The sequence below is a fragment of the Mycolicibacterium sp. TUM20985 genome (assembly GCF_030295745.1).
In the GTDB taxonomy this organism is placed as follows: domain Bacteria; phylum Actinomycetota; class Actinomycetes; order Mycobacteriales; family Mycobacteriaceae; genus Mycobacterium.
Genome location: NZ_AP027291.1, coordinates 1,619,428 through 1,641,418, shown reverse-complemented (window position 1 = coordinate 1,641,418; position 21,991 = coordinate 1,619,428). Strand labels below are relative to the sequence as shown.

Annotated in this window: 22 protein-coding genes; 7 read left to right on the top strand and 15 right to left on the bottom strand. The window is 66.9% G+C overall.

The window, feature by feature from the left end; genetic code table 11:
- Positions 1-13: 13 nt before the first annotated feature.
- From QUE68_RS08100 to QUE68_RS08090, 3 genes are read right to left on the bottom strand one after another with little or no spacing between them, the layout of a single operon-like run.
- Positions 14-931, bottom strand: coding sequence for a 3-carboxyethylcatechol 2,3-dioxygenase (locus QUE68_RS08100; RefSeq protein WP_284230764.1), 918 nt, complete (start codon positions 929-931; stop codon positions 14-16).
- Positions 879-2,588 carry a bifunctional 3-(3-hydroxy-phenyl)propionate/3-hydroxycinnamic acid hydroxylase gene (locus tag QUE68_RS08095; RefSeq protein ID WP_284225473.1) on the bottom strand — a complete coding sequence of 570 codons (1,710 nt, stop codon included), beginning with the start codon at positions 2,586-2,588 and terminating at the stop codon, positions 879-881. The genes QUE68_RS08100 and QUE68_RS08095 overlap by 53 nt, the downstream gene beginning before the upstream one ends.
- Positions 2,585-3,454, bottom strand: a complete 870-nt coding sequence (locus QUE68_RS08090) for an alpha/beta fold hydrolase (RefSeq protein WP_286275406.1) — start codon at positions 3,452-3,454, stop codon at positions 2,585-2,587. Before QUE68_RS08090 ends, QUE68_RS08095 begins: the two co-directional genes overlap by 4 nt.
- Positions 3,455-3,560: 106 nt before the next feature.
- On the opposite strand from QUE68_RS08090, the gene QUE68_RS08085 reads away from it, so the two are divergent.
- Together QUE68_RS08085 and QUE68_RS08080 are read left to right on the top strand one after the other, a co-directional pair.
- Positions 3,561-4,268, top strand: a complete 708-nt coding sequence (locus QUE68_RS08085; RefSeq protein WP_284225471.1) for an IclR family transcriptional regulator — start codon at positions 3,561-3,563, stop codon at positions 4,266-4,268.
- A 20-nt stretch (positions 4,269-4,288) separates the two neighbouring features.
- Positions 4,289-5,926: an FAD-dependent oxidoreductase gene (locus QUE68_RS08080; RefSeq protein WP_286275404.1), complete on the top strand. Its 1,638-nt coding sequence runs from the start codon at positions 4,289-4,291 to the stop codon at positions 5,924-5,926.
- A gap of 51 nt (positions 5,927-5,977) precedes the next feature.
- Here QUE68_RS08080 and QUE68_RS08075 read toward each other — a convergent pair whose 3' ends face one another.
- From QUE68_RS08075 to meaB, 4 genes are all read right to left on the bottom strand, one after another.
- Positions 5,978-6,883 carry an enoyl-CoA hydratase gene (locus QUE68_RS08075; RefSeq protein WP_286275403.1) on the bottom strand — a complete coding sequence of 302 codons (906 nt, stop codon included), beginning with the start codon at positions 6,881-6,883 and terminating at the stop codon, positions 5,978-5,980.
- Between the two features lie 58 nt (positions 6,884-6,941).
- A complete protein-coding gene (locus QUE68_RS08070; RefSeq protein ID WP_286275402.1) occupies positions 6,942-8,087 on the bottom strand; it encodes a thiolase family protein in 1,146 nt (381 codons plus the stop codon).
- Between the two features lie 11 nt (positions 8,088-8,098).
- Positions 8,099-8,512, bottom strand: a complete 414-nt coding sequence (locus QUE68_RS08065) for a Zn-ribbon domain-containing OB-fold protein (protein WP_284225467.1) — start codon at positions 8,510-8,512, stop codon at positions 8,099-8,101.
- Between the two features lie 69 nt (positions 8,513-8,581).
- Positions 8,582-9,469 (bottom strand): methylmalonyl Co-A mutase-associated GTPase MeaB, encoded by an 888-nt coding sequence (gene meaB, locus QUE68_RS08060; RefSeq protein WP_284225466.1) that lies wholly within the window; start codon positions 9,467-9,469, stop codon positions 8,582-8,584.
- 146 nt (positions 9,470-9,615) lie between these two features.
- On the opposite strand from meaB, the gene QUE68_RS08055 reads away from it, so the two are divergent.
- Positions 9,616-10,380 (top strand): SDR family NAD(P)-dependent oxidoreductase, encoded by a 765-nt coding sequence (locus QUE68_RS08055; protein ID WP_284225465.1) that lies wholly within the window; start codon positions 9,616-9,618, stop codon positions 10,378-10,380.
- Positions 10,381-10,614: 234 nt separating this feature from the next.
- On the opposite strand, the gene QUE68_RS08050 is transcribed toward QUE68_RS08055, so the two are convergent.
- Genes QUE68_RS08050 through QUE68_RS08035 form a run of 4 tightly spaced genes read right to left on the bottom strand, consistent with a single transcriptional unit; the run spans position 10,615 to position 14,671 of the window.
- Complete coding sequence (locus QUE68_RS08050; protein WP_284225464.1) at positions 10,615-11,379, bottom strand: enoyl-CoA hydratase/isomerase family protein; 765 nt, start codon at positions 11,377-11,379, stop codon at positions 10,615-10,617.
- Between the two features lie 4 nt (positions 11,380-11,383).
- Entirely contained in the window at positions 11,384-12,472 is a 1,089-nt protein-coding gene (locus QUE68_RS08045) for an acyl-CoA dehydrogenase family protein (RefSeq protein WP_284225462.1), read from the bottom strand.
- Positions 12,459-13,274 (bottom strand): acyl-CoA dehydrogenase family protein, encoded by an 816-nt coding sequence (locus tag QUE68_RS08040; protein ID WP_284225461.1) that lies wholly within the window; start codon positions 13,272-13,274, stop codon positions 12,459-12,461. The genes QUE68_RS08045 and QUE68_RS08040 overlap by 14 nt, the downstream gene beginning before the upstream one ends.
- Entirely contained in the window at positions 13,259-14,671 is a 1,413-nt protein-coding gene (locus QUE68_RS08035; protein WP_284225460.1) for a class I adenylate-forming enzyme family protein, read from the bottom strand. Before QUE68_RS08035 ends, QUE68_RS08040 begins: the two co-directional genes overlap by 16 nt.
- Positions 14,672-14,771: 100 nt before the next feature.
- Between QUE68_RS08035 and QUE68_RS08030 the strand changes: the two genes are divergently transcribed.
- Complete coding sequence (locus QUE68_RS08030) at positions 14,772-15,080, top strand: 2Fe-2S iron-sulfur cluster-binding protein (RefSeq protein WP_284225459.1); 309 nt, start codon at positions 14,772-14,774, stop codon at positions 15,078-15,080.
- On the opposite strand, the gene QUE68_RS08025 is transcribed toward QUE68_RS08030, so the two are convergent.
- Genes QUE68_RS08025 through QUE68_RS08010 form a run of 4 tightly spaced genes read right to left on the bottom strand, consistent with a single transcriptional unit; the run spans position 15,068 to position 19,089 of the window.
- Complete coding sequence (locus tag QUE68_RS08025; protein ID WP_284225458.1) at positions 15,068-16,099, bottom strand: CaiB/BaiF CoA transferase family protein; 1,032 nt, start codon at positions 16,097-16,099, stop codon at positions 15,068-15,070. The genes QUE68_RS08030 and QUE68_RS08025 overlap by 13 nt on opposite strands.
- Positions 16,096-17,052: an LLM class F420-dependent oxidoreductase gene (locus QUE68_RS08020; protein ID WP_284225457.1), complete on the bottom strand. Its 957-nt coding sequence runs from the start codon at positions 17,050-17,052 to the stop codon at positions 16,096-16,098. Before QUE68_RS08020 ends, QUE68_RS08025 begins: the two co-directional genes overlap by 4 nt.
- A gap of 49 nt (positions 17,053-17,101) precedes the next feature.
- Entirely contained in the window at positions 17,102-17,500 is a 399-nt protein-coding gene (locus QUE68_RS08015; RefSeq protein ID WP_284225456.1) for a cobalamin B12-binding domain-containing protein, read from the bottom strand.
- Entirely contained in the window at positions 17,500-19,089 is a 1,590-nt protein-coding gene (locus QUE68_RS08010) for a methylmalonyl-CoA mutase family protein (RefSeq protein ID WP_286275401.1), read from the bottom strand. Before QUE68_RS08010 ends, QUE68_RS08015 begins: the two co-directional genes overlap by 1 nt.
- 218 nt (positions 19,090-19,307) lie before the next feature.
- On the opposite strand from QUE68_RS08010, the gene QUE68_RS08005 reads away from it, so the two are divergent.
- Genes QUE68_RS08005 through QUE68_RS07995 form a run of 3 tightly spaced genes read left to right on the top strand, consistent with a single transcriptional unit; the run spans position 19,308 to position 21,945 of the window.
- Positions 19,308-20,144 (top strand): SDR family oxidoreductase, encoded by an 837-nt coding sequence (locus QUE68_RS08005; RefSeq protein ID WP_286275400.1) that lies wholly within the window; start codon positions 19,308-19,310, stop codon positions 20,142-20,144.
- Complete coding sequence (locus tag QUE68_RS08000; protein WP_284225451.1) at positions 20,141-21,637, top strand: class I adenylate-forming enzyme family protein; 1,497 nt, start codon at positions 20,141-20,143, stop codon at positions 21,635-21,637. Before QUE68_RS08005 ends, QUE68_RS08000 begins: the two co-directional genes overlap by 4 nt.
- Positions 21,634-21,945, top strand: a complete 312-nt coding sequence (locus QUE68_RS07995) for a hypothetical protein (protein ID WP_284225449.1) — start codon at positions 21,634-21,636, stop codon at positions 21,943-21,945. Before QUE68_RS08000 ends, QUE68_RS07995 begins: the two co-directional genes overlap by 4 nt.
- Positions 21,946-21,991 lie beyond the last annotated feature (46 nt).

Sequence of the window (21,991 nt, the reverse complement as noted above, 5' to 3'; positions counted from 1 at the left end):
AAGACTGGCTCGATCACGAGGTCACCGCCGTCCGGATGGCGAAACCGGCGATCAATTCGGGGCTCGCCCGGTAGAAGCGTTGCTTGGTCTCGTACCGGCCCTGGGTCGCCAGGGCCGCGAACGCCGCGATCCAGGTGCGCACCTCGTGTGCCGAGTTGCCCGCCTCGGCGGCGATCCAGTCGTTCGACCAGTCGTCGAGCTCGGCCACCCGGTTGGTGTCGAGCAGTTCGAGCAGTGCCTGGTCCCACTCGGGGTTGAGGGGCCGCAGCGGGCCTTCACCGCGTGCGAAGTTCTGCGCCGCGGCCATCACCGCGGTCTGGCGGGCGCTGCGCTGCTCGCCGGTCATGGGCTCGCCACGCACGATGCGGCCGAGCGTAGCGGGTGCCGCCGTCGCCAGGGTCGGTACGGGCGGATCATGGGATAGCCCACCGGAACCCACCACCAGGACGCGCCTGCCCAGTGACGTCAGGAAGTGACCGACGGCGGTGCCGAGCGCCCTGGTCCGCTTGAGCGGGCCCAGCGGTGTGGCGACCGAGTTGATGAAGACCGGCACGACCGGCACCGCGGCCACGTCGCCGAAGAGTGACTGCAACGGCTGCACGGTGCCGTGGTCGACCTCCATGCTGGCCGACAATGCCACGTCGACACCGTGGTCCCACAACGATTCCGCGCATGCGGTCGCGATGTCGGCCGGCACGTTCAGCGGGCCCGAGTAGGTGCCGTAGTCGCCGACCGCCGTGGCGGCGGTACCGATGCAGAACGGCGGCATGAGTCGGTAGAAGAACCCGTTGTAGTGGTCCGGGGAGAACGTGACCACCACGTCGGGATCGAAGGCGCGAACGAATTCGCGCGCCGCCGCCATCTCGGAGCGGATGTCGTCAAGGAGCTCGCGTGACGGCCCCGGCAGATTCAGCAGCGGGCTGTGCGACATGCAGCACAGCGCCAGCGGCTTCTCGATCTTCATGAGAACCATTCCCTCCCTTCCGCAATCGGAGGACGTCGAAGAGTGCGGTGCTCATCTCGGGCGCGAGTTGTGCGATGCACGCGCCCGCGATGCACCTGTCGGGCCGCAGGAACAGGACGGACTCGGCGTGGGCGTCGAAGAACGACTTCAATGCGCCGGTGCGATCGCCGACAACGGTGACCTCGGAGTCGTCGTGGCCGGTCCAGTGCAGCTGCGTGAGTGGCCTGACGGTGACGAACGTCGTGCCCAGCGCTTTCCACCGCGCGAGGGTGGCGTCATCGAGCAGCGCCCGCGGGTTGTTGTTCCAGGCCAACATGGCGAACCCGGGCCCGATGACGTCATCGAGCAGGACGTTCTGCTCGGCGCGGGTGTCGACGCGCGGCTGGATGAACAGCGTTCCGGTGGGCGAGGTGGGCGATGGAGCCGCCGTGTGTTCTGGCAGATGCGCGATGGCGCCCTGCTCGTAGCGGGGCATCGGCTTGAAACGCATCTCGAGGATGTACCTCTTCAGCGTCGGCACCGCGGACGCGGCGCGAATCACTCTGTCGCGCAGTACGGCAACCCTGGCATTCGTGGGTGAGATGACGCGGCCGACCATGGTCGACAGGTCGATCATCGCCCTGGCGTGCTTGCGGCGCTCGACGTCATAGGTGTCGAGGAGCTCATCGCCGGCTTCGCCCTTGACCACGGCGGCCAGTTTCCACCCCAGGTTGGCGGCGTCGCGGATGCCGCTGTTGTAGCCCTGGCCCTGCCACACCGGCATCAGGTGAGCGGCGTCGCCCGCGAGGATCATCCGGCCCTTGCGGAACGCCCCGGCGATCCGGGAATGGTGGGTGTAGACGCGGTGCCGGATCACGTCGACGCGATCTGGATGTGGCACGAACGGTGCCAGCATCCGGGCGATGAAGTCGGGCTTCTCGACCTGCTCGTCGGTCTCGTTGGCGTGAATCATGAACTCGAATCGCCTGATTCCGTGGGCAATCGAGATGGAGGCGTAGGGCCGCGCCGGATCGGCCCCGACTTCGCTGTTGGGATGACCGAGCGGATCGGTCGCGAGGTCGACGACGAGCCAGCGTGTCGGCGAGGTGGTGCCCTCGAACGCCACACCCATGAGTCGCCTGGTGGCGCTGCGCCCACCGTCGCAGCCCACGACGTAGCGGGCGGTGAGGGGAATGGCCTCGCCGGCGACGGCGATCCGTACCTCGTCGGCGGTCTCCTCGCACGACTCCATCGCGCGGCCCCAGGCGACCTCGACGCAATCGAAGCGGTCCAGACCCCGCAGCAACTCGGCGTCGACCATGGGCTGGACGAAGCCATTGCGCTTCGGCCACCCGAATCGTGCGTCGGGTGGGGCCATTTCGGCGAGCAGTCGACGATTGCCGTCGTAGAAGCGCAGGATCTGATTGGGCACCGTATGCGGCAACACCCGGTCGACCAGACCGATCGACTGGAATGTGCGCAACGCCTCGTCGTCCAGACCGACGCCCCGCGGGTAGTCGATGAGGCTGTCCCGTTCGTCGATGACCAGGGTGCGGACACCCTGCAGCCCAAGGATGTTCGCCAGTGTCAGCCCGACCGGCCCGGCCCCGACGATCACTACGTCGACGCGTTCCTTGCCGTTCATCGGTTCCGCCCGAGGAGGAAGTCGATGTGCAGGCCGTTGAACGTCTTGGCGTCCTCGTACTGGGGCCAGTGCCCGCAGTTCGGCATTACCTCGAACCGGGCGCCGGGGATCATCGACGCGATCCGGCCGCCCTCACTGACGTCGGCGGTGGGGTCGTCACTGGTCCACAGGACCAGCGTCGGTGCGACGATCGCGCCGTAGTCGTTGGGGCCGAGCAGGTTTCGAGCCCTGATGTCCGGCTGCTGTAGGGCCATGATGTCGCTCATCGCAGTGACGAACCCCGGCTGGCGGTAGATGCGCTGGCGGCTCGCGACGATGTCGTCGTATCCCTTCGACTTGTCGGCCATGAGCCACTTGATCCGGGCTTGCACCGTCTCCCACGACGGATCCTCGGCGGCGGCCATGGACAGCGTGATGATCCGCTCCATCACCTCCGGATCGGCCTGCGAACCTCCCGCGGTATTGAGGACCAGTCGTTCGATGCGCTCGGGATGGGCGGCGGCCGCACGCGCGGCGACCCAGCCACCGAGGGACTCACCGGAGACATGGACGCGCTGGACGCCGATGGCGTCGAACACGGCCAACAGGTGATCGACGTAGTGCGCGATCTCGAGGGGATGACCCGGCTTGTCGGTGTAGCCGTGCCCGAGCATGTCGATCGACCAGGTCGAGAAGTGCTCTGCGTGCGCCTCGAGGTTGCGAACGTATGCCTCGGCGTGCCCGCCGGAGCCGTGCAGCAGCACCAGCGTCGGCGCATTCTCGTCACCGGCGTGCAGGTAGCGCGTGCGCACACCGCCGGCGTCGAGGTAGCCCTGGGAGAACGGGACGCCCTGGAGGTCGCTCCAGATGCTCTCGTGCTCGCTCATTCGACCCCTTTCACGACTTAGCGTAAACGACATTCTCATTTACGACTATCGACATGTGCTAATATCGCACGATGCTGTGCACTATTCATAGAGCATCACTCTCGCGATGACGTCTGTCAAGGACCAAGACGTGGTCGTCGATCGACTTGCGGCGGGGTCTCAGACCCTGGCCAGGGGCCTGACCGCGCTACAGGCCGTGGCGAGTTCGCCTTCGGGAATGACCGCGCAACAGGTCGCCGACCACATCGGCGTCCATCGCACGATCGCCTACCGGCTGCTGTCCACGCTCGCGCAGAGCCGCTACCTGGTGAAGGGTGAGGACGGGCGTTATCGGCCGGCGGCGATGTTGGCCGTCCTCGGCGCGTCGTTCGACAACAACCTGCGCCAGCTCAGTGTGCCGACCCTGCGCACTCTCGCCGACGACCTCGGAACGACGGTGTCGCTACTGGTCGCCGAGGGTGACCAGCAGGTGGCGGTCGCCGTCATCGTCCCCACGCTCGTCTTCTACCAGTTGTCCTTCCACGAAGGCAGCCGCCATCCGCTGGACCGCGGTGCCGCGGGCATCGCCCTCCTCGCCAGCATGCAGCCGCGGCCGGGCGAGCGTGATCTGGTGCCGCTCACCCGCAAGCAGGGATGGGTGATGACGCACGGTGAAGTCGAACCCGACACCTACGGCCTCGCCGTCCCGGTCAAACGTCGACCCCCGTCGCCGCCGACCTGCATCAACCTCATCTCGCATCGCGAGGATGCCTTGCTCACCGGCCGTGACGCCGTGATCGAAGCCGCCGAGAAACTGTCGCGGATCCTCGGCTGAGAATGAATGGGAGAACTTCCGTGAATGCCGATTGGAACCTCGAAGTCGACGTCGTGGTGCTGGGTACCGGTGGAGCCGGACTGACGGCGGCCCTGACCGCAGCCGTCGGCGGCGCGTCGGTGGCGATCTACGAGAAGGCCGACACCGTGGGCGGGACCACCGCCGTATCGGGTGGCATCGTGTGGATTCCGGCGCACCGCCGCTCCCCCGACGGTGAGCTCACCGTCGATGACGCCATGCGGTATCTCGAAGCGCAGTCACTCGGCGCCATGAACACGGACCTGGTCGAGACGCTCGTCAGGACAGGGCCCGAGATGCTCGACTTCGTGGAGGAGCACAGCGAACTGGAGTTCGAGATCGCCTCGGGCTTCCCCGATTACAAGCCGGAGCTCCCGGGCGGGCGTCCATCCGGCGGCAGATCCCTGAACGCCAAGCCATTCGACCTCGACAGGCTCGGCGGTTGGAGTGACCGCATCACGTCGTTTCCCGCGGACTGGAGCAACGTCGGCATCGATGCCGAGACCCGCGCCAGGATTCACGCCTCAGTCGATGATGTCGCAGGCAACCTCTGCGTGGCGGGTACCGCGCTAGTCGCCGGCCTTCTGAAGGGGCTACTGGATCTCGGCGTGGAGCCGGTCACGGGCGCGAGGGCGGTGGAGCTGATCGGGTCCGGCGGGCAGGAGCGAAGCGACTCGGGGAGATTCTCCGGCGAACGGATCGACGGGGTGCGAATCAGCCTGGACGGCATGACCATTCGGGTTCGAGCTCGCCGTGGCGTCGTGCTCGGCACCGGTGGTTTCGAATGGGACCCGGCGCTCGTCGAGGCCCACCTGCGGGGCCCGATGCACGGCCCGGTGTCGCCGCCAAACAACACCGGCGACGGATTGCGCATGGCGATGGCCCACGGCGCCGATCTGGCCAACATGACCGAGGCGTGGTGGGTGCCGATCGTCCAGATCCCCGGCGACACCATCGACGGTCATAAGCGCAGCCGCAGCGTGCGCCTGGAGCGAACGCGTCCCCGCAGCATCATCGTCAACCGGGCGGGGCGCCGGTTCCTCAACGAAGCCGGTGAGTACAACTCGATGGCCGGGCCGTTCCACCACCTCGATCCGCGATTCGGCTACCTCAACGATCCCGCGTGGATCGTCTTCGACGCACTGCATCTGAAGAAGTACGGTTTCCTCGGCGTCGAACCCGACGGTGAGGTGCCCGACTGGTACTGCAAGTCGAGCGATCTCGTCGAGCTCGGGCAGAAGACCGGTATCGACCCGCAGGGGCTGACACGGACGATCGACGCCTGGAACCGCTGCGTGGAGGATGAGTCCGACCCCGAGTTCGGGCGCGGCGCAAGCGCTTACGACGGCTACTGGGGTGACAACACCGCCGCGTCGCCTGCCCTGCAGACGCTCGGACCGATCGACACCGCGCCGTACTTTGCCGTACCGGTCACGGTCGGCGCCATGGGAACCAAGGGTGGCCCGCGAACCGACGCCGACGGCCGCGTGATGCATGTCGACGGTCATCCCATTCACGGGCTCTACGCGGCGGGGAATGCGATGGCCGGCGTGACGGGCAAGGCGTACGGCGGAGCCGGTGGAACTCTTGGCCCTGCAATGGTCTTCGGCTACCGCGTCGGACGGGCCCTGACCACCTGACCCTGCCTGACCCCTCGGCTGCGCCCGCCGACACTACGGTCGTTGCGCGGACTAGTCGGCGCGGACCCTGTCCTTGACCGAGGGCACCACCGGCGGCGCGTCCCTCCAGTTGGGTACGCCATCGGACTCGTTGGCGACGGGGAACCCGCCGCCGTGCACCTGCGACCAGTGGCTGTGATTGAGTTGGTGCATGGTGAAGCAGGCGTTCAGGGAGTTGTAGAAGCCCTGATTGTCCTGGGTCTGGTTGACCGATTCCTTGATCAGCAGCGCGGCCATCGTCGGCACCTTCGCGATGCGGCGGGCGAACTCGAGGGTCTTGTCGGCCAATTCCGCGGCGGGGAAGACCTTGGACACCATGCCGAGTTGATACGCCTCGTCGACCGAGAGGGTGTCACCGGTGAGCATCAGCTCCTTGGTCTTGCGGACGCCGAATTCCCAAGGGTGCGCAAAGTATTCGACGCCGCACATGCCCAGCCTGGTGCCGACGACGTCGGCGAAGCGGGTGTCGTCGGCGGCGACGATCAAGTCACACGCCCACATCAACATGAGGGCCGCGGCGTAGACGTCACCGTGGACCTGCGCGACGGTGATCTTGCGCAGATTCCGCCAACGCAGCGTGTTCTGGAAGAAGTGGTGCCACTCCTGAAGCATCAACTTCTCGGCGCCCTCGCGGGTCGCGCCGTTCTCGCTGAAGCTGGGATGCTGATCGGGACCCGGCTGGTACTCGCTCATCATGACCTTGGAGCCAAGGTCGTGGCCGGACGAGAACATCGGCCCATTGCCGCCGAGGATGACTACCCGAACCTGGTCGTCGGCCTCCGCTCGGAGGAATGCCTCGCCGAGCTCGACGAGGAGACCGCGCTGCTGGGCGTTGCGCTGGTCCGGGCGGTTGAGCATGATCCGCGCGATGGTTCCCTCGTCGAGGGTCTCGTACGTGATGTAGCGGTAGTCGGCCATGTGTTGGGACTCTATTCTCGTGAGAATGGCGTTACCGACGCGGGTCGAGTGCGCCGGACTACAGCGACAGAATGGTCGCCGACGCCGTGCCGGGCGCGCCGTAGACCTGAGCCAACCCGACCCGCGGCGCACCGGGGATCTGACGTTCACCGGCCTCGCCGCGCAACTGGCGCACCAGCTCGTGCATCTGACGCAGGCCCGACGCCCCGATCGGCTCGCCGTTGGCGATTAGACCCCCGTCGGTGTTGACCGGTAGCGATCCGCCGATCTCGGTGGCGCCGTCGGCGATCAGCTTCTCCTGATCACCATCGGCGCACAGCCCCGTCTCCGCCATGTGGATGACCTCGGCGCCGGCGTCGGTGTCCTGCAGCTGCGCCACGTCGACGTCCTCGGGTCCGATGCCGGCGACCTCATAGGCGGCCCGCGCGGCGTACACCGTGGGCGAGAAGTCCTCCTCGAGCGGCGACGACGTCGCGTGCACTTCGTAGGCGCCGAAACGGCGAGTGCGAATCTCTGTGGCGCGCACGAACACTGGTTTGTCGGTGTAACGGCGGGCGATGTCACCGCGGCACATGATCACCGCGGCCGCACCCTCGTCGGGGGCGCAGAACATGAACTGCCGCAGCGGGTAGTTGAGCACCGGCGACGCCATGATGTCGGCTTCCGAGATCGGCTTGCGCCGGAACGCGTTCGGGTTCAGCGCACCATTGCGGAAGTTCTTGGCCGCCACCTTGGCGAGCGTCTCCTCGGAGATGCCATGGTCGTGCAGGTAGCGGTTGGCCTTCATGCCGAAGAACTTGGTGGTGACGAACTGCCCGTTCTCGGCGTACCACTGCGGCAGGGCGAGTTTGGCCGGATCGTCGGTGAACGCGCCGCGGGGGTGCTTGTCCAACCCGATCGCGATGCCGATGTCGTACTTGCCGAGGCGAATGGTGTCGGCGGTCTGCTGGATGGCACTCGCCGACGTGGCGCAGGCGTTGAAGACGTTGGTGAACGTGATGCCGGTCAGCCCGACGAGTCTGGTCACCGAGTCGGGGTTGGACACCTCGTAGCTGCCACCGAACCCGAATTGCACGTCACCCCACTCGATTCCGGCGTCTAGGAGTGCCGATTGAATGGCCTCGGCGCCCATCTCGACCGCTGACTTCTCGAAGCGGCCGAAGGGATGGATGCCGACGCCGATGATCGCTACGTCATTCGTCATGGTCGACCTCTCTAGACCGGTTGGAAGGCGAAGGTGACGATCTCGTTGCCCTCGGCGTCGGTGGCGAACGGAATCATGGTGAGTTCGACGTCCATGCCATAGGACAGCTTCGCGGGGTCGTTCTCGGTGAGGCGTCCCTCGACCCGCACCACGTCACCGAGTTGCACCAGCCCGACTCCGAACGGGACGAAGTCCTTTCCGGTCGGACCGATGTAGGGCGCGCCCGGGGGGAAACCCTGCGTCGTCCAAGCGATCACCGTGCCACGGCGCGGCAGTAGGACGTCGCTCATGTCGGCCTTACTGCACTTCGGACAGTGCGACTGGCGCGGAAACACCGTCGCTCCGCAGGCCCCGCAACCACTGCCGATCAGTTGCGGATCGGCGTCCGGCCACGTGGAAATGCTGGGGTCGATCGCCTTCTGCACGACGCCTCCTGACACTCTAAAGAATACGTTGGCGAAATCGTACAACATGCTTTCTATAAAACGGAAAGCTCATTCTCGTCGAGCGGGCGCCGCTTCGTCGGAGCCCAGTAGCGACCTCGCGGCGCGGTAGACGTCGAGCCGGCCCTCGGCGACCCCGGCGGCCAGGTCGTCCAGCCCCGGGTGTGCGCGCAGCGCGCTCTGGGCCAGCGACAACACCTGCGCGCGGGCTCGGGCGGCACGGCGTTCGGGGCTGTCGGCACGCAAGTGAGCGTCAATTGCCTCGACGAGTTCCGCGATGCCCAGGTCCTGCGCCGCAATGATCTTCAGGACGGGTGCACTGGTCTCGGCGTGGAGGTCGCGCACCGTCTGGTCGGCACCGTCGCGGTCGGCCTTGTTGACGACGACGATGTCGGCGACCTCCAGCAGACCCGCCTTCGCGGCCTGAATCGCGTCGCCCGCGCCGGGATTCAAGACCACCACGGCCGGATCCGCCACCGCGGCGATCTCGATCTCGGACTGGCCGACCCCAACGGTCTCGATGAGGATCACGTCATAGCCGAGTGCGGCGAGCACCTGGATCGCCGCGGGCACACCTTCGGCAAGTCCGCCGAGATGGCCGCGTGTCGCCACGGATCGGATCAGGACGTCGGAGTCGTTGATGTGGGCGGACATCCGTATGCGGTCGCCGAGAAGGGCGCCCCCGCTGTACGGCGACGACGGGTCCACCGCGAGTACGGCCACCCGGTTGCCCCGCCGGCGATACGCGCCCACGAGTACCGCGATCGTCGTCGACTTACCCGCTCCAGGCGGTCCGGTGATGCCGATGACGCGCACCGCCCCGTTGCCGACCACGGCCAGTACCTCGTCGCGCCTGCTGCTCTCGACCAGGCTCAGCAGCCGACCGGCCGCGCGGGTGGACCCGCTGCGCGCCGCGGCGACGAGTTCTTCGATGGTCATCAGATGGACCGAGCCTACGGGGCGTGAAGCGTTGATGACGGCACTGCTCCAGTGCCGTGTTCGCGGTCCATTGGCAACTTTCTCGGGCCTGGCATGAGAATGTTATTCTCTCCTCTGAAGAGTCACAGTTGCAAGAAGGGGACCACATGTTGATCGAAGGCAACTCCGCCATCGTCGTCGGAGGCGCCGGCGGCTTGGGCGAGGCGACGGTACGCCGTTTGCATGGCGCTGGCGCGAAGGTCGTCGTCGCCGACATGGCCGACGACAAGGGCAAGGCGCTCGAGAGCGAACTGGGCGTGCGCTACGTCCAGACCGACGCCACCTCCGAGGAGTCCGTCCTCGCGGCCATAACCGAGGCAGAATCGCTTGGGCCGCTGCGAATCTCGGTGGACACGCACGGCGGTCCGGCCAGCGGCGGCCGGCTGGTCGGCAAGGACGGTTCCCCGCTGGACCTCGAAGGTTTCAAGACGACCATCGAGTTCTATCTGACCGCCGTGTTCAACGTGATGCGGCTGGCGGCGGCGGCGATCGCCAAGACCGAGCCCCTGGAGGAGGGCGGTCGCGGGGTCATCGTCAACACCGCGTCGATCGCGGGCTACGAGGGTCAGATCGGCCAGCTGCCCTACTCGGCTGCCAAGGGCGGGGTGCTCGGCATGACGCTCGTGGCCGCGCGCGATCTGTCGCCGCTGGGAATCCGCGTCGTCACCATCGCCCCGGGCACCATCAACACCCCGGCGTACGGCAAGGCGGGCGACCAGCTCGAGCAGTACTGGGGCCCCCAGGTGCCGTTTCCCAAGCGCATGGGCAGGTCGACCGAGTACGCGCAGCTCGCACAGAGCATCATCGAGAACGACTACCTCAACGGCGAGATCATCCGCCTCGACGGCGCGTTGCGGTTCCCACCCAAGTAGCCCCGCCCCCGCCCCCGCCCCCTCTCGCGCGCCCTCTCGCGCGCCCTCTCGCGCGAGCGTGCGCGTCTGCGGGCGACACGCCGAGAAGTTTCGGGACTTTGCGCACGCTCGCGCCAACCCTTCGCGGCGCTAGCCGAACACCGTCCCTGCCGCGGGTGTGCGCAAACTCCGATTTTTCAGCGGCGTGTTGGCCTCAGACACGCACGCTCGCGGCAAGGGGGGGCAAAGAGGGAGTTACTTCTTGTTGATCAGCCCGTCCACGATCGTGTTGAAGTCCGCAGTCCCGAAGGAGACGTACTCCGCGAGGTTGGCGTAGTCCAGTGAGGCCATGACCGACTTCTCGAGCTGAATGTTCATCAGGCGCTTGGTGGCTTCGACCGCCTGCTGAGGCAGCCCCATGATCTTCTTGGCACACGCGATCGCCTCGGCCAGCGGATCGGCCACCACGTGATTGGCCAAGCCGAGCTCGACGGCCCGCTGCGCCTTGATCCGCACGCCCGTCAAGGCGAATTCCTTGGCCTGCAAGAGGCTGATCTGCGACGGCCACACCAGCGGCCCACCGTCGGCGGCCACCAGACCGATCTGCACGTGCGGGTCGGCGAAGAACGCCGTCTCGGCGATGTAGACGATGTCGGACAGCGCAGCCAGGCTGCAGCCCAACCCGACCGCCGGACCGTTGACCGCGGCGATCACGGGTATGCGGCATCGCACCATGCCGATGACCAGCTCCCGGCCGTGCTTGATCGTCTTCTGGCGCAACGCTTCATCGTGGCGCAACTCGTCGAGGTAGTTGAAGTCACCACCCGCCGAGAACGCCCGTCCCGCACCCGTGATCACCGCCGCGCGTGCATCGGCGTCCTCGTCGAGCGCCGCCCAGATCTTGGCCAGCCCGACGTGCAACGCGTCGTTGACCGCATTGAGCTCGTCGGGCCGGTTCAGCGTGATGATGCGCAGGCCGCCATCGGCGGCGACGTCGATTTCGTCTGGTAGGTCATACATCTATTCAGGCTCCCAATCCGAGAATGCGTTGCGCGATGATGTTCTTCTGAATCTGCGAGGTGCCACCCATGACGCTCTGGGCGCGGCTGTACATGTAGGCGCCGAACAACTCGGCGTCGCCGGTGCCAACGGTGGCGATCGCGGCGTGCCCGACGGACTGCTCGACCCACGTCATCAGCAGCTTGTCCAATGACCCCTGGGGCCCGTGCGTAATGCCGTCCAGTTGCTCGGACAACCGCCGTCGCACGTGCAGCCGTAGCATCTCGGTCTGCACCCAGGCCCACGACAGCTCGTCGGGGGCGGCTCCATCGATGCGAGTAGACAACTGGCGCACCAGTTTTCCGTACCTCGCCGAGAACCCCAGCGTCGACGGCTCGCGTTCGTGGCTGACCACGGTCATCGCGAGCTTCCACCCGTCGCCGGGTGCGCCGACCATGTTGTCGGCCGACACCCGGGCTCCGTCGAACTCGACCTGGCCGAACTCCTTGGTCACCCCGCTGATCATCTTCAGCGGACGCTGCTCGATGCCGGACTGATGCATCGGGACGATGAACGCCGAGATGCCCTTGTGCTTGGGCACGTCCCTGTCGGTGCGGGCCAACACCAGACACCAGTCGGCGACGTCGGAGTAGCTGGTCCAGATCTTGTGTCCATGGATGACGTACTCGTCCCCGTCCTTGACCGCCGTCGTCGCCAAGGACGCCAGGTCCGAACCGGCGCCCGGCTCGCTGAAACCCTGGCACCAGCGTTCGGTGCCGTTGATCATGCCCGGCAAGAACCGTTGCGCGAGTGCCTCGTCACCGTGATGGCTGAGGCCGACGACGAGATAGCCAAGACTCGGTCGCGCCGGGGCGCCCGCCTTGGCGATCTCCTCATCGACGATGACGTCGTAGACGGGCGGAAGATCCTGTCCGCCATACGCCAAAGGCCACGACGTGCCGAAGAAGCCCGCGGCGTAGAGCGCCTGATGCCACTCCCCCGCCTTGGCCCAGTACTCGTCTCCCGAGGTGGGGAACTTGCCCTTCTGTTCGGTCAGCCAGCCCCGCAACCTGTCCCGGAAGGCAGCTTCTTCGGGTGAATCACGAAAGTCCAATGGTCAACTCCTTCAGCGACACCGGCCACGACTCCGTGGCGGCAAGTACTCGGCGCAAGTACACGTGGGCGAGACACTCCCAGGTGTTGCCGATGCCGCCGTGAACCTGAATCGACGTCTCACAGACGGTGAGAGCCGATCGCGCGCAGTAGATCTTGGCCACCTTGCCCGCTTCGATGGCCTCGACCACGGGCAGTTCGTCGACGCCCCACGCGGCGTGGCGCAGCACGCTGACACATCCTTCGATCAAGGCGAGGCTTTCGGCCAACAGGTGTCCGACCGCCTGGTAGGAGCCGATCGTCGCGCCATACTGCTCACGCACCTTGGCGTAGTCACTGGCCAGCGCAAGGGTGCCGCGGGCCGCACCGACGAGGTCGGCGGTGGTCGCGGTCAGCGCGAGCGCATACCAGCGGCCGGCGTCCTCCTCGGACAGTTCGTCGAGCTCGGCGGGCGACTCGACTGCTCCCGCAAGGCTCTTGGTCAGATCGATCGACTCCGGCTCCGACGCGGGTGCCGCTAAATCGCGCCCGAGTCGACGCGCGAGATCGTCGTTGAGGACGGGCCCGAGGAAGGGGACGTCGACGAGCCCCCTGGCGAACTCCTCCGCCACGAGGGCGACCTCCACGCCCGACGCCTCGTCGGAGCGCAGCGACCGCCACCCGGTCGACTGGATCGTCTTCTCGAGCCTCGCGATGCGACCGCCGTCCTCGAGATCGGCGACCGATCCCGGTCCGAGGTCCTTGGCGAGTTCGGCCGCCGCGTCCCGCAGTTGTCGTTGTTCGGAGGTCAGACGGACGTCCACAGTCGCTCCTTGAGCACTCGGCGCAACACCTTCCCTGAAGGGAGACGCGGGATTTCGGGCACGAAGAGCACCTGGCTCGGCCGCTTGTAGGACGCCAGGCTGTCGCCGACCAGCCGGATCAGTTCGTCGGCCTCGACTCCCCCGCAGCGCGAGACCGCCGCGACGACCGCTTCGCCGCCTGCGTCATCGGGCACCCCGAACACCGCGCAGTCCGCGACCGAGGGATGACCGTGCAGAACCGCTTCGATCTCGGCGGGTGCCACCTGGAACCCACGCACCTTGATCATCTCCTTGGCGCGGTCGGTGACGCGCAACCACCCCTCGGGGTCGAGGTAGCCGACGTCGCCGCTGCGATACCAACCGTCGTCGAAGGCCGTCGCCGTGGCCTCGTCGGGGAGATACCCCGCCATGGCCGATGGCGACCTGACCTGAATCTCGCCGACCTCACCTGGAAAGACCGGTTCGCCGGTGACCAGCGAAACCACGCGTATCTCGACACCCGGAACCGCACGGCCGACGGTGTCCAAGTGTCCGCCGTCCAGCGAGTTGCACGCGATCACCGGCAACTCACTGGCGCCGTAGGCGGTCACCCACGACACACCGCTGCGTCGGGTCACTTCGTCGGCGACGCTCTTCGTGACGGGCGTGGCGCACCACATCACGTAGCGCAGCGACGACAGATCGTAGGACTCCAACTCGGGGTGGGCAGCCAGCGCGAGGGCGATCGGTGCCACGGCCATCTCGACCGTGATGCGGTCGGATTCGATGTGCTGCAGCATCTTCTCGACGTCGAACCGGGGATGCAGCCGGATCCATGCGCCGGCGTCCATGGCGGTGACGATGTTGAGCAAACCGAGAATGTGCGAGGGCGGGGTCATGATCTGCATGCGGTCGGTCGAGGTCAGACCTAGCGCGTTACGCCAGTGCGCGACTGCCGCCACGAACGCGCCGTGCGTATGCCGGACGGCCTTGGGCATACCGGTGGTCCCCGAACTGAAGACGAACAACGCATCGGCTTCGGGACCGGTGGCCGTGAACTCCCGACGACCAGGCGTGACGGGCTCGTCGAGGTGCAACATGGGCATCAGACCGGCGAGCACCGCGTTGTCGCCAACTGCGTGCGCTGGTCGGGTCAGGGCAAGCGCGTGCTCGACCTCGGCCCGCTTCCACGACGAACTCACCAGTACGACCGCGGCATTCAATGCCCAGATGGCCTTCATGGCGACGACGAACTCGGGCCGGTTGGAGGACATGAGGGCGACGCGGTCCCCGGCGCGCACCCCGCGGTGTTCGAGCACGGTGGCCATGCCGCTGACCAACGCGTCGATCTCGGTGCGGGAATACTCCCGCTCACCGAAGGCGAGGACGGGTGCATCGATGTGCGATCCTTCGATCACTGACCCACCTCCCTCCGCCACCCCGAGCTTGAGAATATCCTGTCGATTATGGAGAATAGTATTCTCCCATAGACAGAATGATGATGCCAGGAGTGCTTCGATGACCGCAGACCCCGTGCCGACCCACCAGGCCGGCGGCGAGGTGACCATCCTGCTCGACCGTACGACGACGACCGTCGCCGCGAGGCCGGGTGAGACGCTCCTCGAGACCGCCCGGCGGGCCGGTCTGACGCCACCGTTCTCGTGCGAGGCGGGCAACTGCGGCACCTGCATGGCCAAGCTCACCGAGGGCTCGGCGACCATGCGCGTCAACGATGCACTCGACGACGACGAGGTCGCCGACGGCTATGTCCTCACATGCCAGGCCGTGCCCGACGGGGCGAACGTCATCGTCGACTACGAGGACTGACCCAGTCGCGGTGCGGCCCGGTACACGGGATCATGGCCCGCGATGTGAATGGGGCTACGCACCAGTCGGTGGTCCCCCGCCGTCACGATCACCTCGGGAGTCACGGCCAACGCCTCGGGCAGCGTGCGCACCGCCGCGGCTGGGATGCCCAGCGGACGCAGCCGCTCCTCCCAGCCCAATGCCGTGTCCTTGGCCAGTGCAGCAGACACCGCCGCGAGTACCTCGTTGCGGTTCGCGGCACGTTCGGCCATCGTCGCGAAGCCGGTGATACCGGCCTCGGCGGAGAACAGCCGCCAGAAGGCGTCGTGGGTGATGAACAGGGCCAGGTAGCCGCCGAGGGTCGGAAACAACTGCGCCGGAACGTAGTACGAGTGGGCGCCGTTCGGATGCCGACGCGGTTCGATGCCGTCGTTCAGATACGCCGACGCCCGATAGTTCAACTGCGACAGCATCACCTCGCGCAGCGATACGTCGACCTGACCTCCTCGGCCGGACACGATCTGCGCGAGCAGACCGAGCGCCGCGGTCAGCCCGGTGGAGTTGTCGGCCGACGAATATCCCGGCAGGGTGGGCGGACCGTCGGGATCGCCGGTCAACGAGGCGATTCCCGTGGCGGCCTGGATCACGTAGTCGAACGCCGGGTCATCGCCCGCCTCGAGCCCGTAACCGGTCAAGGCGACGCATACGATCCTGTCGTTGTGCCGCCGAAGCGCCTCGTACGTCAGACCGAGCTTGTGGATACCCGATGGCTTCAGATTCACCAGCAGCGCATGGGATTCCGCCACCAGTTCACCCAGCCTCCGTTGCCCGGCGTCGGTGGCCAGCTCGAGGCAGATGCTCTTCTTGTTCCGGTTCAAACTGGCGAAGTAGCTGTCGCTCACCTGACGCGAGATGTCCCCACCCGGCGGCTCGATCTTGGTGACCTCGGCGCCGAGGTCGGCCAGCATCATCGTGGCGTACGGGCCTGCGAGCATGTGGCCGACCTCGAGGATGCGGATGCCGGCCAGCGGACCACTCATCGCACGGCCTTGGCGAGCTCGCCGATCACTTCCCTGGTGCGGTACTTCGACGCCACCAGCTCGTCGCGGGTATCGCCGATGGGCAACAGCCGCACCGACAGATCGGTGACCCCGGCATCGGCGAACTGCTTGAATCGCGCCAGGATCGCGTTCTCGTCGCCCGCGGCACACAGATCGCCGACGTTGCGGGCGTCGCCCCGGTCCAGCAGCTTCTGATAGTTCGGCGACGTCTCGGCTTCGGACAGGATTCGGTTGGCCCGGTCCTTCGCGGCGTCGATCTCGGAGTTGGCGCACAGGCAGACTGGGATGCCGGCGACGATCCTCGGCGCGGGTCTGCCCGCGTCGGCTGCCGCCTTGGTGATCCGTGGGGCGATGTGGTCGCCGATGGCGCGTTCGTCGGCCATCCACAACACGGTGCCGTCCGCGTGCTCGCCGGCGATCTTCAGCATCACCGGACCGAGCGCCGCGACGAGCACCGGCAGCGGTGAAACCGGTGGCAGATCAAGGGGATTGTGCACGGTGAACGTATCGTTCTCGACGTCGACCGGCCCGGGATTCTGGAACGCCGCGTGCAACACCTCGAGATAATCCCGCGTGTAGGCGGCGGGCTTCTCGTATGGCAGACCCAGCATGTCGCGCACGATCCAGTGGTGCGACGGCCCGACGCCGAGCGCCAGCCGAACGGCTGCGACGGCGTGCACCGACAGCGCCTGGCGGGCCAGGGCGATCGGGTGCTGCGCCTGCAGCGGCACCACCGCGGTGCCCAGTTCGATGCGCGTGGTGTGCGCGGCCATCAACGCCACCATCGTGAGCGCGTCGAAGTCGTTGGGTACCTGCGGCATCCATGCGGTGTCCATCCCCGCGGCCTCGGCCCACTCGATGTCGGAGACGAGCTTCGCCACTTTGCGCGCGGAGTCGCCACGCTCGGCACCGATCATCACGCCAAGTCTCATCGGATCACTCCCTCGATCTTTACGGAAGAGGACGGCACGGCGGCGCCGGTCATTCGCCAGCATCCTTCGTCAGGGCCCGCACGTCGCGGACGAGGGTCTCCAGCGACGTCCCCGTCGGAAAGACCGCGGCAGCACCGGCATCCAACAACTTCTGGACGTCGGCCTGCGGAATCGTCCCTCCGACCACCACCGCGATGTCACCGGCGTCCGCGGCACGCAGTGCATCGACCACCCGGGTGGTCAGACCCACGTGAGCGCCCGACAAGATCGAGAGCCCCACCAGCGCAACGTCTTCCTGCAGCGCAATCGACACGATGTCCTCGATGCGCTGGCGGATCCCCGTGTAGATGACCTCGAAGCCGGCGTCGCGCAACGTCCGCGCGACGATCTTGGCTCCCCGGTCGTGACCGTCTAGGCCTGGCTTCGCCACCAGGACACGAGTGCCCATCAGAACACCACCGGCTGCTGGAACTCGCCCCACACGGCCTTCAGCGTGGACACCATCTCGCCAACCGTGCAGTAGGCGTTGGCGCAGTCCACCAATCGGTGCATCAGGTTTTCCGTCCCTTCGGCCGCAGCGGAGAGAGCCGCCAATGTCTCCCTGACTGCCACGTCACTGCGCTCCGCCTTGACCTTTGCCAGCCGCTTCAGCTGCAGATCGCGGCCTTCGGCGTTCAGCTCGTAGGTGTCGATGTCGGGTGCAGGTTCGTCGGTGACGAACTTGTTAACCCCAACGACGGGGCGTTCGCCGGATTCCACCTCGTGGTGAATCTTGAAGGCCTCGTCGGCGATGAGGCCCTGCAGATAGCCATCCTCGATGGCGCGCACCATGCCGCCGTGCTCGTCAAGGTCGGTCATGATCTCGATGATCTTGGCCTCGGTCGCGTCGGTCAGCGCCTCGACGAAGTAGGAGCCGCCGAGGGGATCGGCGACCTTCGTCACGCCGGTCTCGTAGGCGAGGATTTGTTGGGTGCGCAGCGCCAGCGTGGCCGACTCCTCGCTGGGCAGCGCGAACGGCTCGTCCCACGCGGCGGTGAACATGGACTGAACCCCGCCGAGCACCGCCGCCAACGATTCGTAGGCGACGCGAACGAGGTTGTTCTGTGCCTGTGGGGCGTACAGCGACGCCCCGCCGGCGACGCAGCCGAACCGGAACATCGACGCCTTGTCGGTCGTGGCGCCGTAGCGCTCGCGCACGATGGTCGCCCACCTGCGCCGGCCGGCCCGGTACTTGGCGATCTCCTCGAAGAAGTCACCGTGGGTGTAGAAGAAGAACGAGATCTGCGGCGCGAACTTGTCGATGGTCATGCGACCGCGTTCGACGACGGTGTCGCAGTAGGTGACGCCGTCGGCCAGGGTGAACGCCATCTCCTGAACGGCGTTGGCGCCGGCGTCGCGGAAGTGGGCGCCCGCCACGGAGATCGCGTTGAACCTGGGCACCTCGGCCGCGCAGAACTCGATGGTGTCGGCGATCAGACGCAGGGAGGGTTCCGGCGGCCAGATCCAGGTGCCGCGCGACGCGTATTCCTTGAGGATGTCGTTCTGGATGGTGCCGGTGAGCTTCTCGCGCGGCACCCCCTTCTTCTCGGCGGCCGCAACGTAGAGGGCCAGCAGGATCGCGGCGGTGCCATTGATGGTGAAGCTGGTGCTGATCTCGTCCAACGGAATGCCGTCGAACAGCACCTCCATATCGGCCAGCGTGTCGACGGCGACGCCGACGCGACCGACCTCCTCGCCGTACTCCTCGTCGTCGGAGTCGTAACCGCACTGCGTGGGCAGGTCGAGGGCAACCGACAGGCCGGTACCACCCTGACCGAGCAGATATCGGTAGCGGCCGTTGGACTCCTCGGCGGTGCCGAACCCCGAATACTGACGGAAGGTCCAGGTCTTGCCCCGGTATCCGGATGCGAAGTTGCCCCGCGTGAAGGGGTACTCGCCGGGCGGCGGCGGGTCGGCCGCGCGGTCGCCCGGTCCGTACACGGGCTCCAACGGGAGCCCGGAGGGCGTCTCCACCCGAGGTATGACGTGGTCGCTCATCGAGGGATAACGTACTTGCTGAAAATGAGAATGCCAATACCGCTGAGCGGAAACGCCCCGTGAGGTAGACGTCCCGCGCCACGTCAGACGCTACGGGAGCATTCAAGTCGCTACCTGTAGCCAAGCCTCTTCGGGATAAGACGAGCATGGGACTTGCCAAAAATGAGAATGCCCCTATCGTTCGGCTAGCATCGAGGGCACGCAATCCGAGGAGAACGATGTCGAGCCAGCACCATCCACTAGCTGACCGCACCCTGCTGGTGTCGGGCGGCAGCCGGGGCATCGGTCTCGCCATCGCCATCGGCGCCGCCAGACTCGGTGCCAACGCGGTACTGCTCGCCAAGACCAGCCAGCCTCACCCGAAGCTGCCCGGCACCGTGCATACCGCCGTCGCAGAGGTGGAGGCCGCGGGCGGGAAGGGCCTCGCCGTGGTAGGCGACGTCCGCAACGAAGAAGACGTGCAGCGCGCGGTGGAGGTGGCCGTCGAACGCTTTGGCGGCATCGACATGGTCGTCAACAACGCCAGCGCCATCTCCACGGATCCCACCGAACGGCTGTCGGCCAAGAAGTTCGACCTGATGATGGACATCAACGTGCGCGGCACGTTCCTGCTGACCAAGGCCGCGCTGCCGCACCTGCGCCAGTCGCCGAACGCCCACGTGATGACCCTGGCGCCGCCACTCAACCTGAGCCAGCATTGGCTGGGCGCGCACCCGGTGTACACGTTGTCGAAGTACGGCATGACGCTCCTGTCGCTGGGCTGGGCCGCTGAGTACGCCGACACCGGAATCGGCTTCAGCTGCCTGTGGCCGCAGACCTACATCGCCACGTCGGCGGTGACGAACCTCGCGGACGGCGATGCCCTGGTGTCCGCCTCCCGCAGTCCGGCGATCATGGCCGACGCCGCGGCAGCCATCCTGACCACGCCCGCGGAGCAGGTCAACGGTCAGTGCTTCATCGACGCCGACGTCCTCGTCGAGTCCGGCGTCACCGACCTCTCCAGGTACGGGGGCGGCGACGACCCGATGTGGGACATCTTCGTGGACAAGCCATGAGCATCTCCCTGCTGCTCGAGATGGCAGCGTCGAGTGACCCCGAGCGGACGGCGGTGGTGTCCGGCGACGTTCGACTCAGCACCGAGGACCTGAGCACCCTTGCCGATGGCGGAGCCGGGGTGATCGCCGCCTCCGGCGCCCAGCACGTCGCCTACGTCGGGGTCGGCGGATCGATGTTGCCGCTGCTGCTGTTCGCCTCGGCACGCGCCGCGGTGCCGATGACACCGCTGAACTACCGGTTGTCCGCCGACGCGCTGCGGGCCCTGCTCGACAGATTGCCCGACGTCCTGGTCATCGTCGACGACGACTACCGCGACGCCATCGGCGAGGGCTACCGGGTGATGGGCTCGGCCGAATTCGTCGACGCCGCCCGCATCGCCGAGCCGACGGTCGAGTTCGCCGACCCCGACTCGGTGGCGGTGGTGTTGTTCACCTCCGGCACGACGTCGCAGCCCAAGGCCGTCGAGCTCACCCACAACAACCTGACCAGTTACGTCACCGGGACGGTCGAGTTCGCCTCCGCCGATCCGGGGGACGCCGCGCTGGTGTGCGTGCCGCCGTATCACATCGCCGGAGTCGGAGCCGCGCTATCCAACCTGTACGCGGGCCGAAAGATGGTGTACCTGAGCCATTTCGATGCAGGGGAATGGGTGCGACTGATCGGTTCCGAGAACGTCACCGCCGCCACGGTCGTGCCGACCATGCTGGATCGCATCGTTGGTGTGCTCGACTCCACCAAGACGGCGCTGCCCTCCCTACGCACGCTGGCCTATGGCGGGTCCAAGGTCGCGCTCCCCCTGGTCCGCAAGGCGCTGTCGCTGTTGCCCGACGTCGGTTTCGTCAATGCGTACGGCCTCACCGAGACCAGTTCCACCATTGCGGTGTTGACCCCCGACGACCATCGGGCTGCTCTGAGTGCGTCCGACGACGGGCTGGCACGCCGACTCGCATCGGTAGGCCAGCCGGTCCCGGGCATCGAGGTCGAGATCCGCGCCGACGACGGCACCGTCCTGGGTCCCGGCGAGACGGGTGAGCTCTACGTGCGGGGCGAGCAGGTGTCCGGCAGGTACACCGACATCGGTTCCGTGCTCGACGCCGATGGCTGGTTTCCCACCAGGGACGTCGCCATGCTCGACGACGAGGGGTACCTGTTCATCGGCGGCCGCTCGGACGACACCATCATCCGAGGCGGCGAGAACATCGCACCCGCGGAGATCGAGGACGTCCTCATCGAGCACCCTGCGGTCCGCGATTGCGCGGTGGTGGGTGCCGACGACCCGGAGTGGGGACAGATCATCGTCGCAATCGTCGTTCCGACGCACGGCACCGCGCCCGACCCGGACGACCTGCGCAACCATGTCCGCGCCCAGCTTCGCGGCTCGCGCACCCCCGACCGCGTAGTGTTCCGCGACGAACTCCCCACCAATGCGACGGGCAAGGTATTGCGCCGCGAACTCGTCGACGAGCTGAACGCAAGCAAGGAGTCAGCATGATCAAGAACGGCACCCGCCTGCAGAGCCAGGTGTGCGACACCCAGGTCATCGTGGTGCGCAGCGCCGAGAGCCTCGACGACCTCCGCGCCGGCGGGGCACCCATGGTGCCCATCGGCTCAGTGGATCCAGCAGTCGACGGCGACATCACCTTGGACGCCACGCTGTCCGACGGCAATCTCATGGGCAAGCGCTACGTCGACGACGGCGGCGCCGAGGTGCTCGTCACCAAGGCGGGCAAGGGCACGCTCAGCGTTGGCACGACACCGCTGGCGATCAAGGAAGCCAAGCCGCTGCCCGCCAGCGACTAGGTACGCATCGCCGCCTCCATCGGGCATCCTTAGCGCGTGACCGTCG